At 36.7% G+C, this 14310-nt stretch carries 12 protein-coding genes and 1 riboswitch; of the genes, 9 read left to right on the top strand and 3 right to left on the bottom strand.

Going from position 1 to position 14310, the window contains the following annotated elements; all coding sequences use genetic code 11:
- Nucleotides 1-89: 89 nt before the first annotated feature.
- Nucleotides 90-1508 (bottom strand): PTS transporter subunit IIC, encoded by a 1419-nt coding sequence (locus NST77_RS17860; RefSeq protein WP_123260383.1) that lies wholly within the window; start codon nt 1506-1508, stop codon nt 90-92.
- 293 nt (nt 1509-1801) lie between these two features.
- Here NST77_RS17860 and NST77_RS17855 point away from each other — a divergent pair, with 293 nt between their 5' ends.
- The 5 genes from NST77_RS17855 to NST77_RS17835 all read left to right on the top strand — a co-directional run bounded on the left by NST77_RS17855 (nt 1802) and on the right by NST77_RS17835 (nt 7215).
- The gene (locus tag NST77_RS17855; protein WP_095332715.1) at nt 1802-2818 is read left to right on the top strand and encodes a LacI family DNA-binding transcriptional regulator; all 1017 of its coding nucleotides are present in this window, start codon (nt 1802-1804) and stop codon (nt 2816-2818) included.
- The gene (gene rpe, locus NST77_RS17850; RefSeq protein WP_123258409.1) at nt 2811-3470 is read left to right on the top strand and encodes a ribulose-phosphate 3-epimerase; all 660 of its coding nucleotides are present in this window, start codon (nt 2811-2813) and stop codon (nt 3468-3470) included. The genes NST77_RS17855 and rpe overlap by 8 nt, the downstream gene beginning before the upstream one ends.
- Nucleotides 3471-3492: 22 nt before the next feature.
- Nucleotides 3493-4407 carry a ribokinase gene (gene rbsK / locus NST77_RS17845; protein ID WP_341123338.1) on the top strand — a complete coding sequence of 305 codons (915 nt, stop codon included), beginning with the start codon at nt 3493-3495 and terminating at the stop codon, nt 4405-4407.
- Nucleotides 4408-4735: 328 nt separating this feature from the next.
- The gene (locus NST77_RS17840) at nt 4736-6379 is read left to right on the top strand and encodes a PTS transporter subunit IIBC (RefSeq protein ID WP_341123337.1); all 1644 of its coding nucleotides are present in this window, start codon (nt 4736-4738) and stop codon (nt 6377-6379) included.
- Nucleotides 6376-7215 carry an endonuclease/exonuclease/phosphatase family protein gene (locus NST77_RS17835; protein ID WP_341123336.1) on the top strand — a complete coding sequence of 280 codons (840 nt, stop codon included), beginning with the start codon at nt 6376-6378 and terminating at the stop codon, nt 7213-7215. The genes NST77_RS17840 and NST77_RS17835 overlap by 4 nt, the downstream gene beginning before the upstream one ends.
- 135 nt (nt 7216-7350) lie before the next feature.
- Here NST77_RS17835 and guaD read toward each other — a convergent pair whose 3' ends face one another.
- Entirely contained in the window at nt 7351-8718 is a 1368-nt protein-coding gene (gene guaD / locus NST77_RS17830; RefSeq protein ID WP_095332723.1) for a guanine deaminase, read from the bottom strand.
- 158 nt (nt 8719-8876) lie between these two features.
- Nucleotides 8877-8978, top strand: a riboswitch (purine riboswitch).
- 182 nt (nt 8979-9160) lie between these two features.
- Between guaD and NST77_RS17825 the strand changes: the two genes are divergently transcribed.
- The 3 genes from NST77_RS17825 to NST77_RS17815 all read left to right on the top strand — a co-directional run bounded on the left by NST77_RS17825 (nt 9161) and on the right by NST77_RS17815 (nt 12337).
- A complete protein-coding gene (locus NST77_RS17825) occupies nt 9161-10519 on the top strand; it encodes a solute carrier family 23 protein (RefSeq protein WP_249928235.1) in 1359 nt (452 codons plus the stop codon).
- 25 nt (nt 10520-10544) lie between these two features.
- Complete coding sequence (locus NST77_RS17820; protein ID WP_095332725.1) at nt 10545-11549, top strand: aromatic ring-hydroxylating dioxygenase subunit alpha; 1005 nt, start codon at nt 10545-10547, stop codon at nt 11547-11549.
- 227 nt (nt 11550-11776) lie between these two features.
- On the top strand, nt 11777-12337 hold the full coding sequence (locus tag NST77_RS17815) for a transposase (RefSeq protein WP_286906947.1): 561 nt from the start codon (nt 11777-11779) through the stop codon (nt 12335-12337).
- Between the two features lie 235 nt (nt 12338-12572).
- Here NST77_RS17815 and NST77_RS17810 read toward each other — a convergent pair whose 3' ends face one another.
- Nucleotides 12573-12914, bottom strand: coding sequence for a hypothetical protein (locus NST77_RS17810; RefSeq protein WP_095332729.1), 342 nt, complete (start codon nt 12912-12914; stop codon nt 12573-12575).
- A 178-nt stretch (nt 12915-13092) separates the two neighbouring features.
- Between NST77_RS17810 and NST77_RS17805 the strand changes: the two genes are divergently transcribed.
- Nucleotides 13093-13593: a hypothetical protein gene (locus tag NST77_RS17805; protein ID WP_095332731.1), complete on the top strand. Its 501-nt coding sequence runs from the start codon at nt 13093-13095 to the stop codon at nt 13591-13593.
- Nucleotides 13594-14310: the final 717 nt, after the last annotated feature.

The following is a 14310-nucleotide window of genomic DNA, read 5'->3' as shown; positions in this document are numbered from 1 at the left end:
GTAGTTTTGGCGATTTTTTTCTTACACTCCGTGAAAATAAAAATAGAATGTTAACCTTAAAACTTTATGGTTAACATCCTACTTTCTAGTTATGAAACTTTCTTATCTGTATTTTGTTTCAATTCCATTTTCTTATTTTCCTTTCTCATTTGTTTAAAGTACCAGCCGAATAACAGGATATAAGCGGCAAGAGCTAGCACGGAGAATCCTATTAATTTGATATCCCAAGTATCGACAGCTTTTCCAAATAGAATAGCGAGCATTTTTTCAATTGGATCAGAGTCCACGGAAGAGAACAGGGCGTCAGCAGCCAGTCCATTAGGAAAATTCCCCATAGCTTTGGAGGTTTCCGTCACGAATTTAGCAATAAAAGTTGCTCCCCATAAGAATAAAGGAATTAAAATGGTTCCAATAATGGTCATGCGTACTACTCTTCCCTTTGTTACGATTAGAAGAGCTGGGGCTAATACAGTAAGCAGAATTCCTCCTAATGGAAGGACTGTATTGCCGGGAAGAAAGATAGCGACTAGCAGCAAGATTGGTGCTAAAATATTCGCTACTGCCCATAGTTCTGCGCGTGTCGCTAAGATTGGCCAGTCGATTCCTATCAATAATTTCCGGCCTTTAAAACGCTTACTCATTTTCGATGTAATACCTTCGGATAAAGGACCAATAGCTGGGCCGAACCAGCTGCCAACTAATGCAAATAGTTCAAGGGCAACAGCACCAGTAAAGGCTAAGGTGAAAATTTCTGCGACTGACAATTGTCCAAGAATACCGATGAATATCCCTAAGTAGGCACCAATTGCGAAATTACTGCCCCAGAAACCAATTTTTTTATTTAATGCTTCTGCATTAAAGTCAAATTTATCAATAAATGGTAAGCATATATCAATAAACTTGTTTAACACCATAACAAGTGGTGCGATTAGTAAGGATGGATGAGCAGTTGTTGTAATGTTGTTTTGGTCATAGCCTAAAAGCTCATTGATTGTAGGCTTCATTACATCTGCATTGATAAGCATTAATGCGTAAATAAAAGCTACGAATAATGTTGTTAAAATTAGATTATCATTAGAATAATACATAGTAAGAAGACCAATGACAGAGAGATTCCAAATATTAAATAAATCTACGTTTAAGGTTGTTGTTTTCTTAGCGATCAACATGAATACGTTTACTAAAAGGCATATAAAAGCGAAATAGAGTGTGTAAACAGATCCCCATGTGATAACAGCGAGTGGAGCCCATCCTAAATCCGTAACAGATAAGGCAACTCCCGTAGATTCTACAAAACTATTTAGCGCTGGTGAAAAAGCAGTAGTAAGCAAAGAAATAATTGCTCCCATACCTGTTAAGGCAATGGCCATTCTTAGACCGCCTTCAATTGCTTTCGAGATAGAAACGCCAACGATTAAAGAAAGAATCGTAATGATGATAAACATCATGGCAGATCCTCCTAAATTAATAAAGCCATTAAAAGCATCATTTAATTTCTCAAGAAACATTTGGCTTACCTTCCTTTTATGAAATTTACGTAATCGGTTCCGTAAACGGTTACTCAAAATATAACAGAATTTTTTTAAAGGTACAACTATTAATTTAAATTAGTTTTTTCAAGTAAAATCATTTTTGGAAGAATAATAGGGAAAGGTAAGTAACCGGTTTCGTTTATAGGAGAGCCTTTTCGCTGGATTGATAAAAAGCGGTAAGTTTTTAAAATATATAATTTCAGTTGACATTATTTTTTTTGAATGATTAAATGAAAATAAGTAATCGGTTACGTAAATGAGGGATTAAGATGATAACAATCAAAGATGTTGCGAAAGAAGCAGGTGTTTCTGTTGCTACTGTATCAAGAGTTCTTAATAATAAAGGTGGTGCGAAGCCTGAAACAATTACGCATGTAGAAAATGTCATAAAGAAATTAAATTATAAACCAAATAAAATAGCCAAAAGTCTTTCGGAAGGAAGCTCCAATTTAATTGCGCTTCTTGTACCAACATTGAATAATCCCTTTTTTCCTGAGTTGGTTAGGGAAATTGAAAAGGTTGCAAATGAAAACGGTTATAATGTGTATTTATGTAATAGTGATGATGATCGCATGAAAGTGGAATATTATCTAGAATCCATGATTGACCACTATGTTAGTGGAGCCATTATAAATTCCCTTCATGTAGATGCAAGTGACTTAGCAGAATTAGAAAAACGCGGAATCAGAACAATTACAATTGACCGTGCAAATTTTGAACATCCATACTCTGCCATAACTGTTGATCACACTTTAGGTGCACAGCTGGCTGTTACTCATCTTATTCGAGATGAAAAATGTAATAATATTGTGTTTATCTCCGGACCTAAAAATGAGAAAAGTGCGATTGATCGTTTAACTGGATTCACGCTTGCTTTAAACGAGGCGAGGCATCCTGTTAAAACGCATATATGTTATGGGGATTTTGGAACCGCAAGTGGATATGAAAATACAAAGGCTCTCATTGAAAAGGGCCGTTCATTTGATAGCATTTTTTGTGCAAATGATGCAATGGCTATTGGCGCCATGCGTGCATGCCATGAGTTTGGCATTAAAGTACCAAGTGAAGTGAAGATTGTAGGCTATGATAATATTAGTCTTGCTTCCTATATGTATCCAACTCTTTCCTCTGTAGATCAGTGTAAAGAGGATATTGGCAGATTAGCGGTCAATGAATTAATCCAATTAATAAAAAATCCGAAGAATAAGCAGAAGCAATATCAATTGGAGCCAAAGTTAGTTATAAGAAATTCGTCAACAATTAATGGAGGAAGTATTAATGAATAAAATCGGACCATCTTTGATGTGTGCAGACTTAGGAAATTTAGAACAAAATATAAAAGAGTTAGATAAAGCGGGTGTTGATTTTTATCATATTGACATTATGGATGGGAAATTTGTTCCCAATTTCACATTAGGACCAGACTTTGTGAAAACGGTTCGCAGACTTACAACAACACCATTAGATATTCATTTAATGGTAGAAGAGCCGGAAAGACATATCGACTTATTTGCAGAGTGTGGAGCAGACATGATTTCTGTACATCAAGAATCAACCAATGCTCTACATAGTGTATTAATGAAAATTAAAGAGAAAGGAATAAAAGCAGGAGTAGCGATAAATCCGGGAACTTCGCTTGAATTCCTTGATCAAGTATATGACTTAATCGATTATGTCGTAGTGATGACTGTAAATCCAGGATTTGCCGGCCAAAAATTTATTCCTTCTATGTATGAAAAGATCGCGAAACTAAATGGGAAGATAAAGCAGTATAACCGGGAAATTGAGATCCAAGTAGACGGCAATATTGGAGAGAGTACCATTCCAACATGCCAAGAAAATGGTGCGACGATGTATGTATTAGGAACAAGTGCTGTATTTAATAGTAATCATTCATTGGAAGAAAATGTTCGATTAACAAGAGAAATATTTAATTAAAACCAACTGGAGGAAGGCTAAAATGAATTATGATATCGTAGTTGTCGGCAGTATTAATATGGATATAATTGTAGAAGCACCGAAGTATCCAGCATATGGGGATACGATGTTTTGTGATTCGATTAAGATGCTGCCAGGGGGAAAGGGAGCAAACCAAGCTGTCTCTGTAGCGAAGCTTGGCAAAAAAACTTGTTTAGTTGGATCAGTTGGAAAAGATAGTGTAGGAAATCAATTGATTGAGAATTTACAGGCCAAAAATGTGGATACTAGTTATATTGTGAAAAGTGAAGAATCAGGCACTGGTACTTTTGTTGCGATTGTTGACAGTTCAGGTGAAAACACAATGGTTGGAACAAAGGGAGCAAATGATTCTCTATCAAAAGAAGATATCGAGAAGATATTTGCCCAAATAGATGCGAAAATTCTGCTCGTCCAATTGGAAACTAGCAAGGAATCTATCATCGCTGCGATGCAGGCTGCTAAAGAACGTGGAATGTATGTAATCCTAGATCCAGCACCTGCAGATGGAATCTTTGAGGAAGCCTTTCAATATGCTGACTTAGTAACACCAAACAAACAAGAAACAAAACGCATCACTGGAATTGATGTAATAAATAAAGAAACAGCACTAGAAGCAGCGAAAAAACTAAATGAAAAAGGCATTCCTGATGTCATTGTCAAAATGGGCGAACATGGAAGCTTAGTATACAAAAATGGAGAAGCAACAGTAGTAGATGCTATTAAAGTGAAAGCAGTGGATACAGTAGGAGCAGGCGACTGCTTTGCAGGTGCTCTTGCTAGTGCCTATTTAGATACGAATGATTTAGTAAAAGCGGCTAATTTCGCAAGCGTTGCAGCAGGAATAAAAGTATCACGGAGCGGCGGCCAAGAAGCAATCCCAACTTTGAATGAAGTGGAAGGGTATTTGGTGAAGTAAGGCTTTGGTTATATTAAAAAAACTTGATAAAATCCTCATCCATAGTGGTGGGGATTTTTTAGTGTGGTGTCAGGCACCACAAAAAGACAACCGGTCTTTTTTGTCCATAGGAGATAGACAGTTAGGTTAACAGAAGCAATTTATTTATCATTCTTTTTAAAAGCAGGATTTTTTCTGAAGGTGATTCCGCTTAATGCAATCGTTTGCGTTATTTTCACAATTTATTACTAAAATTATGAATATTTTTCTTGTAAAATGGTAGATATATTACTATAATCATAGATATGATTTAGTGCAAACGTTTTAATTGGAAATAGGAGGGAACACAATGAAAAAGATGTTGTCATTTGAATTTTGGCAAAAATTCGGGAAAGCATTGATGGTAGTGGTAGCTGTTATGCCGGCAGCTGGAATTATGATTAGTTTAGGTAAGCTGATTGCCATGATCGATGCTTCTGTTTTTATCACAATTGGAAGCGTTGTAGAGAATATTGGTTGGGGGATTATTGGGAATTTACATATTTTATTTGCTTTAGCAATTGGTGGTTCGTGGGCAAAGGAAAAAGCAGGCGGGGCCTTTGCTGCGGGGATTGCCTTCTTATTAATTAATAGAATTACAGGCTCTATCTTTGGAGTCACAAATGAAATGCTATCTGAAGATGGCGCATTTACGCATACTTTATTTGGAACGAAGATTTTAGTAGAAGGATATTTTACAAGTGTATTGGAAGCGCCTGCACTTAATATGGGTGTTTTCGTGGGGATTATCTCCGGCTTTATCGGAGCAATTGTCTATAATAAATATTACAATTTCAGAAAGCTGCCAGATGCACTGGCCTTCTTTAATGGAAAACGATTTGTACCGTTTGTGGTTATCCTTTGGTCTGTTATCGTTTCCTTGATCCTTGCGGTGATTTGGCCAACGATTCAAACAGGAATTAACCATTTTGGACTGTGGATTGCGACTTCAAGTGAAAGCGCTCCAATCCTAGCGCCTTTTATCTATGGTACAGCTGAACGTCTACTTATTCCATTTGGTCTACACCATATGTTAACGATTCCAATTAACTATACCTCACTAGGTGGAACATATACGATCATGTCTGGTGTGATGGCTGGTAAGGAAGTATTTGGACAAGATCCACTTTGGCTAGCATGGGCAAGTGATTTAGTGAATCTACAAAATGCGGGTGATATTGCGGCATATAATCAACTGCTATCTTCTGTTACTCCAGCCCGTTTTAAAGTAGGGCAGATGATTGGTGCGACAGCAATTTTGATGGGTGTCGCTGTTGCAATCTACCGAAATGTAGATATGGATAAAAAGAAAAAATATAAATCAATGATTTTTTCCGCAGCCATCGCTGTCTTTTTAACAGGGGTTACAGAGCCTTTAGAATTTATGTTTATGTTTGCTGCTCCAGTACTTTACGTTGTGTATGCTATCTTACAAGGATTAGCTTTTGCTTCTGCGGATATTGTTCATTTACGTCTCCATTCCTTTGGAAACTTAGAATTGATCACACGTTTGCCGATTGCTTTTAAAGCAGGCTTGGGAGGCGACGTCCTAAACTTTGTCATTGTATGTATTGTCTTCTTTATAGTGAGCTATTTTATTGCGAATTTCATGATTAAGAAATTTAATTTTTCAACACCAGGTCGTAATGGTAACTATGAAAGTGATGCAGATTCTAACACCACAGAAGCTGGAAACGCTGGTCCTACTAACAGCCAAGTCTTAGAAATTGTCGACTTATTAGGCGGAAAAGCTAATATTACCGATGTAGATGCCTGTATGACAAGGCTGCGTGTCTCCGTAAAAGAGCTAGATAAAGTTGGCGATGAATCGTCATGGAAAGCAGCTGGCGCAATGGGCTTAATTAAGAAGGATGGCGGTGTTCAAGCTATCTATGGTCCAAAGGCTGACATTCTGAAATCGGATATTAATGACTATTTGGAGCAAAGTGAATGAAATTATTAACTTTAAATACCCATAGCTGGATAGAAGAAAGACCTTTAGAAAAACTGAAAGCGATCAAGGAGCAATTGCTGGCTGATTCCTATGATGTTATTTCCTTACAGGAAGTAAATCAATCGATGGATGCAGAGGAAGCGGAGGTGGATTCTTTTTTCATTGCCCCCAATCAAGATACAGTGATTAAAAAAGATAACTTTGCGTTTCTTCTCCAGCAGGAGCTGAAGAAAGAAGGACTCGAATTTTATTGGAGCTGGGTTCCTAGTCATATAGGTTACGACCAATATGATGAAGGAATCGCCATTCTTACTCGATTTAAAGTAACAAATGCAAGAGGGATATTGCTGTCCTGCAAAGATGATTATACAGACTATCATACAAGAAAAGCCCTGGAAGTTCGTTTTCAAGCAAATAAAAAAAACTATTTAGTGTACGGATTGCACCTCTCTTGGTGGCAGGATGAAACCGGAAGCTATCCTTTCTTATATGAATGGAGCAAGCTTGTCGAAGCATGGGAAGTGGAAGCACGGGCAGGTGGATCTATCTTGTTGATGGGCGATTTTAATAACCCTGCCCATATCGAAGAGGAAGGGTATAGTGTTGTTTCCAAGCACCCTTATATAAAGGACGCTTTTCTAGATGCCACGGTCAAAAATGGCAGCCATACTGTGGAGAAGAGAATTGATGGCTGGGAGAATAATAGTGATCTTCTGCGGATTGATTATATCTTTGTTTCTTCTAATCTCTCTGTTTATTCATATGAAACGGTTTTTGATGGAAGAACAACGCCGGTTGTATCTGATCATTTTGGGGTGAAGGTAGAGATAGGGTGACAGGCACCATAAAAAGACACTGTTTCTCTACAAAGGACACTTCGTATTAGCTTTTTTATTTAGTAGAAGCACCCTAATCAAACGTTTGATTAGGGTGCTTTATGCTATCTGATTGATTGTAGACTAATAGAATTCTCAAGAACGGGAGTGAACTTTCTCTCCTTGAACCCAAACTTCCGAGATATTATCTGGGCGTACGAGATAGAGGATCTTTTGGAAAATATCATCTAAATCTTCTGCTTCAGAGAAAATCGGTAATTTTGCAGTTGGTGCTTTTGTATCGATGATTTGTACATCCCATGTGTAGTTTTCTTGTAAACGTCCGATTGGCAGACTTAAGCTTTCACCACCGCCGGCAGTTGCTAAATAAAAGGCTTCATGAATAGAAATTCGGGAATCTGGAACGCCTCTTTCCTCTGCGGGAAGAGTTGGATTTACGCCATCTTCTAGCATTCTCGAGGAAACAACGGCCTGCTTCGCATTATCATAAAGACTTGGAGTGGCACCAGCGGAAATATCTGTACCTAGTCCGATATCAATTCCCATTGATTGAAATCGTTTTATGGGCAGTACGCTATTGGCGAAGTAAGCATTCGATAGCGGACAATGGCTGATGGCTGTGCCAGTTTCCGCAAATAACGCGGCATCGTTGTCATCTAAGAAGTTACAATGAGCCATAACCGATTTGTTGCCTAATAATCCAAAATCATGGAGAGCAAACGCATCATGCTTACCTAAGCGTTCTTTTACATAACCATGGGCCCAGTCACTTTCACTGCAATGGGACTGAATATGGGTATCATATTTCGCCGCCAACTTCCCAAGACCCTTAAGGGCTTCATCAGAGCAGCTTGGAATAAAGCGAGGTGTAACAACAGGATAAACACCTTGTTTCGTCTCTTTAGCTAACTCTTTCACAGCTAAAATAAATGACTCTGTATCAGCTAGAGCTGTTTTTGTATCAGCATCTCGGTAATAGGATGGATTTTGTTCTGGATCATCCATGACGACCTTACCTACTAAACCTCGTTGACCCTTTTCTGCACAGATTTTTGCTAATAACAAACTCGCCTCTTTGTGGACAGTTGCGAAATAAAGAACGGTTGTTGTTCCATTTGCGAGCAAGGTGCTTACTAAGTCTTCATATACTGTTGTGGCAAAGGATAAATCTGCATACTTCGCTTCTAATGGAAATGTATAGGTATGCAGCCAATCGTATAGTGGAATATCTAAAGCTGTACCCGACTGTGCCCATTGTGGTGCATGAACATGCAAGTCTACAAAACCAGGCAAGAAATATTGCCCCTCTGCTAAACGGTGGAAGTTAGCTTGGCCCTCATAAGTCTCCAACAAGGTGGAATATTCGGACTGTTCCGGTCCGACCATTTTTTTTATCATTCCATTGGTATCGATAAAGAATAAATAGTCTTTCAATATAGTTACTTTTTTGGGAGACTCACTAGAAAAAGCAGTTCCTTGAAAAATATGCGTATAATTGCTCATAAACACCTTCCTAATGTTCGTGTTTTGTGTTAATATAGTCATTGTAGCAAGTTGATAATTACTAGTAAATAAAAAAATTTATTGTGTATTTTAAAAAATGAAGTGAATGTTGATGGTGAGCTTGAAAGTTGCAAAAGGTTTCAGGTCGCTATAATATTCAAAAATAAATAGTGTATTTTCATATAATCGTAGGGATATGGCCTACAAGTTTCTACCTGTTTACCGTAAATAAACTGACTATGAAAAGCAGAGATAAAATGGACATAACGCCCCTTTATAGGGAGATGTCTATTCTTGTCATACTTTGATTATAAAGGGCTCGAAGTGCATGCTTTTCTTTTGTTAAGGAAGGTATGTACTTCGAGCTTTTTCTGTTCGGTGAATTTACTTATTAACGAAGAAACAAAGATTATAGGAAGTATCATCAATAGGGGGTACTGGAATGGAGAAGATGGCAAAGGATTTGGAAGCAAAGGGGAAGATACAGGAAGGAAAAGAAGAAATTACTGTCGGCAAATCGATCTTTCTAGGAGTTCAGCAAATATTAGCGATGGATTTGTTTATCCCACCGATTATCTTGGCAGGTTTATTATCCTTTTCTGTACAGGATAGTTCATTGCTGATCCAAATGACTTTTATCGCATGTGGAATTGCAACGATTATTCAAGCAGGCTTTGCAATGAAGCTTCCTGTTATGCAAGGACCTTCCTTTGTACCATTAAGTGCACTTGCAGCAATTGGAACGACATCAGGAATTGGAGCGATGATAGGCAGCTTAATACCTGGTGCGTTAATTATTGCCTTACTTGGTTATCCGCTTAAACTCTATAGTAAAGTGGTTAGAAAAGTCATCCCGCCGATTGTTGCTGGGACCGTTATTGTGGTTGTAGGGATTTCTTTAATGCCGAGTGCGATTAATTCTATTTATACAGCAGAGGGTAGTTTTGGCGAAAATATCTTGGTTGCGACCGTTACAGCGGCTGTATTGATTTTCTGTATGTACGTAGGGGAAAAGGCTAAATCTAAATGGAAATATATAAAGGTAGTATCGGTTATCTTAGCGTTAGGATTAGGCTCGCTTGTTGCTTCTTTCTTCGGTTTAGTTAGTTTTGCCTCATTAGAAAATGCAAGCTGGTTTCAAATGCCAAGTCTATTTGCATTTGGAGCGCCACAATTCAATGTTCATGCCATTCTTGTTATGATTGTAGTTTATTTAATTGTCACTATTGAAACGACGGGAACATGGTTTACTGTAAGCAATGTAACGGGCGAAGAGCTGAATGATAAGCGTTTAAATGGCGGCGCATTTGGAGAAGGGTTAGGCTGTTTTGTCGGTTCTTTCTTTGGCGGAACACCAGTAACGGGCTATTCCTCTAATGCTGGTATTATTGCGATTACAGGAGTAAAGAGTCGTAAGCCAATTATTATGGGTGGAATTATGTTAGTTATTCTAGGAATGATGCCAAAGCTGACGAGTTTGATTGCTTGCATCCCTAGTGTGGTGATTAATAGTGTATTTGCGATTTTATGCGTAATCATTATGATGAATGGATTTAAAGTCGTGAAAGGATTGGAATTTACGGAGAGAAATATGATTGTTATTGGAGTTCCAATTATGCTTGCTTTATTTGCTGTGTTAATGCCGGCAAATGTGTTAAATGGCCTGCCTGAAATTGTAACTTACTTTGTATCATCAGGGACAGCTATAGGAGCCATTGCTGCATTAATCCTTAATCTAGTTCTGCCGCAAAAACAAGGAGAGCGTGTAAATACAAACAAGCCAACGGTAAATGTTAACTAAAAATAGGAACAGGAGAGGCGCGATTATGCAACAAGATAGACTATGGAATGAATGGCATCCAGTATGTAAAGCAGAGGAATTGCTGGATGATCCGAAACAAGTATTTGTGCTTGGGGAAAGAGTAGCCATTTTTCGAAATGAGAAAGGCGTTCATGCCTTTAAAGATTTGTGTATTCATAGAGGAGCGGCGCTTTCACTTGGTAAGGTGAAAAACGGGAATTTAGTTTGTGCATACCATGCTTGGGAATACGATTGTGCAGGAGCATGTGTCAAGATACCGGCATTGCCAAATGGACGAGCTATTCCAAGAAAAGCGAAAGCAACTGTTTATCATTGTGAGGAATATCTTGGACTTATTTGGGTGAATCTGGGGGACGATCCAGCACCGCTTATTTCTTATCCTGAATATAGTACAGAAGGATATCGAACAGCAATATGTGGTCCTTATGAGGTAAAAGCAAATGCACCGCGAATCATTGAAAACTTCCTTGATGTTTCTCATCTTATGTTTGTTCATGAAGGCTTGCTTGGGGATGAGGACCATGCGGAAGTGGTCGATTATAAAGTGGATTTTATTGATAACCGTTTTATTACAAGTAAAATTCCTGTCTACCAGCCCAATCCAGATGGACGCTCAAAAGGTGGATATGCCAATTATGTGTATGAAATTCTAAATCCAACAACTGCTCGTTTCACGAAAACAACAGATGGATCAGAAGACGCGTTGACGATTTTGCTTGTCGTCAATCAAGAAGATAACGAACAGTCGAAAGCCTTTATGCTGCTAACAAGAAACTATGATTTAGATAAACCAGATGAACCATTTATCGAATTCCAGGATAAAATCTTTTATCAAGATTTAGATATTGTTCAAAGCCAAAAGCCGGAATTATTGCCATTGGATCTACAGGCGGAATTGCATCTTAAGTCAGACGCCCTGACGATCAGCTACCGTCGATGGCTGCAGGAACTTGGGGTGGAGAATGGAACAACTCCTGGTGACAGGCACCATAAAAAGACAAAAAGCTAATTCTGTCTCTCTCTGGAGGACAAAGGGAAGAGGGATCATTTTTTGATTTCTTTTCCTATTTTTTTGTCGGAAAATGGAGGGATTTTGTCTGGGAGGTAGAATGTTATATTTTAAGCTGCCTCTCTTTATCTTATTCCTAGGATACAGTTATAAGTCCCTTTGCTAATCTCCCTCGATTTTATCCTTCATAATATGCAAGCAAATTTCATAAAAAAGGAGGTTGTTCGTTGCCTAGAAAAAAGCGTGTTTGGTATCCTGGTGCTAGTTATCATATTACAAGTCGAGGTATTCGCCGTACTTCTTTATTTTTGGACGAGGAAGATCGTAAAAAGTATCTTCGATTGTTGACAGAAGTAATGGAGGAAAAGCCATTTATTCTGCAAACCTATTGTTTGATGACAAATCACATCCATCTTCAAATAAAAACCCTTCAACATTCCCCAAGTGACATTATAAGAACTCTTCATTTTAATTACGCGATATATTTCAATAAAAAATATAATTTTACAGGGCATGTGTTTGAAAGTCGTTATGGATCTGAGTTGATCACTTCTGCTCAATATGAATTAGAGGTCAATCGGTACATTCATCTTAATCCAATTCGAGCTGGTATCGTAGAACGCTTGGAAGAGTATCCTTGGAGCAGTTATTTTGACTATATAGAGGCTAAAGAGGGAAGTATGGTAAATTCAGAACGGATTTTTGCTTATTTTCCCGACCCCAAACCTGAGCAATATCTTCAATTTTTACATGCAAGAGGAAAAGAATCTGATCAATATCCAATTTAAGGTTTGCGATATTAGCTTTAGGATAGTTGAATAAGACCTTATTTGAAGAGTTTTTTCTTCTTTCTTTACTGTACTGATAAAACTATTAATTAAAAATGTCTGTTCACTTGGATAAGCTTTATAGCCTATATTAAAGAACAAAAAAATAATAAGCCTCATGCTTTTTTAATACCCAAACCTCCAAATAGTTGTATTTCTCCTCAAAAACAACACACTACAACAAAATTCTTATATCTTATTTTACTTTTTCGATGGCTATTATATCCGTTGTGGAAGTCAATATGATTTGATGCACTCCATTGCTATAATAAGTCGAGGCCCCCGCTTGTTCTCCTTTTTTCCAGCCATTTGATTTTATGGCTTTTACATATCCAAAGGGAATCCCGTGTTCTTCTGATGCATTTGACCATTTATATGTTTTTGAAGTTTCAGTTTCTCTTATCATTTCAGCACTTCTAGGAACTGGGAAGTCATAAAAATCTTTTGAAGGTGGATATGGAAAATAGATAAAGAAATAATAGCATCCTCCTATTAACAAAATAGTTAAAGCAAATGTTAGAAATAATTTTTTCTTCAAAATACTTCCCCTCTCTAAAGTACTTATATTTAAAAATCTAATAGATGTATTTATCCATAATGTTAATGTAAAAACGATTATTTATCTATGTTAGTTGGAGGAAATTTTCTTGCTTAATCAGTGTCCATTCCTCCTATTATTTTTGTTAAAATACTAGATAAAAATGGAGGTTTTTGCAGTGGAGAATTCCGGAAATTTTACAATAATTGTACCTAACGAGTTTAATTTTTTATTATATCTTTATAATTGGATTGATAAAAAGGAATTTCCTCATTTTGAAGTTAGGGTTGAAAATTTAGATATTAATGAAATTAAAAAAAATATTATTGAGCAATGGAACCTATATTTTGAACAATTACTTAATAATGGTGAGTATATTCAATATATAGAAGTGGAAAATTCACTTGCGGAAGAAGTCTTAGTAGGTTTAGATTCAAAACAAAAAGAAAATATTGTTAATCAGTATAATTCATGGTGGTATCATCAATCTTCCATTGGATATTATCAAATAATTGAAAAAGCTATTTCCTATCATAAAAAAATCAACCTGATAAGGTCTATTTTAAATATTGAAACTTATCCTTATTTATTAATAACTTATGACTCAATTCCTAAAGAATTTAGCGTAAATAATAGTGATTTTTATTTTATTTCTCAAAATAGTATATTAACTCTCTAAAAAACATAATATAAAAGTCGAGTGAGATTAACATTAAGCTCAATGAATATAACATTTGTGCACTTTATTAACACGAAGTGAACATTTAATTTAGCGTATAAATATAGCTCTTGTTATATGATGAAAAAAGGTAACATTGAGACTTGCTTCTAATGCTCTTGGACAGAGCTCAATCATTACGTGAATGAAGGATTATTTTATAGTTTTTTGAACATATTAAAATGAAACGTGGGGATAATATTTATAACCACTTTATGTATTGCAAAAGTGATACAATTATGATCCTTCTACCTAGACTGGCATTCATGGACGTTGACGAGTAAATTTCTTCTTGTATGAAAAAGAATGAAGTAGAAATAGGTATTTTTTCGACAAAAGTTGAAGACAGAAAACAGTCTTCATCAGGAGGCTGTTTTTTATAAAATTTTCATTCGACAATGAAGCAACTTAAATTTACCTTGTTCTCCTAATAAAGGGTAAAGAGTAAGCTGGAGGTAAAACCTAAAAACAAAGGTGCTAGATTGTTTCCACTAAAGATACATGGCTTCATTGTTTTTTTTTCTATAATGATAAAGCGGTACCATCTACGCGGCTACTAAAGTCCCAATCCTTTTTCATAAACTTTTGTCTAAATCAATTCCTTGACAAGTATTTTTAGCAGGAGTATATTTGGTTACGAATTATAACTAGGGTAGAAAAAGTTATTAAAAAAAGAAT

Source organism: Niallia sp. FSL W8-0177, from assembly GCF_038006285.1.
GTDB classification, from domain to species: domain Bacteria; phylum Bacillota; class Bacilli; order Bacillales; family Cytobacillaceae; genus Niallia; species Niallia circulans_A.
Note: the sequence above shows the minus strand (reverse complement) of the source record. Positions and strands in the feature narration are given on the sequence as shown.

Coding starts and splice junctions, on each gene's coding strand:
- NST77_RS17860 (WP_123260383.1), bottom strand. CDS start 1,508: ATGTTTCTTGAGAAATTAAATGATGCTTTTAATGGCTTTATTAATTTA.
- NST77_RS17855 (WP_095332715.1), top strand. CDS start 1,802: ATGATAACAATCAAAGATGTTGCGAAAGAAGCAGGTGTTTCTGTTGCT.
- rpe (WP_123258409.1), top strand. CDS start 2,811: ATGAATAAAATCGGACCATCTTTGATGTGTGCAGACTTAGGAAATTTA.
- rbsK (WP_341123338.1), top strand. CDS start 3,493: ATGAATTATGATATCGTAGTTGTCGGCAGTATTAATATGGATATAATT.
- NST77_RS17840 (WP_341123337.1), top strand. CDS start 4,736: ATGAAAAAGATGTTGTCATTTGAATTTTGGCAAAAATTCGGGAAAGCA.
- NST77_RS17835 (WP_341123336.1), top strand. CDS start 6,376: ATGAAATTATTAACTTTAAATACCCATAGCTGGATAGAAGAAAGACCT.
- guaD (WP_095332723.1), bottom strand. CDS start 8,718: ATGAGCAATTATACGCATATTTTTCAAGGAACTGCTTTTTCTAGTGAG.
- NST77_RS17825 (WP_249928235.1), top strand. CDS start 9,161: ATGGAGAAGATGGCAAAGGATTTGGAAGCAAAGGGGAAGATACAGGAA.
- NST77_RS17820 (WP_095332725.1), top strand. CDS start 10,545: ATGCAACAAGATAGACTATGGAATGAATGGCATCCAGTATGTAAAGCA.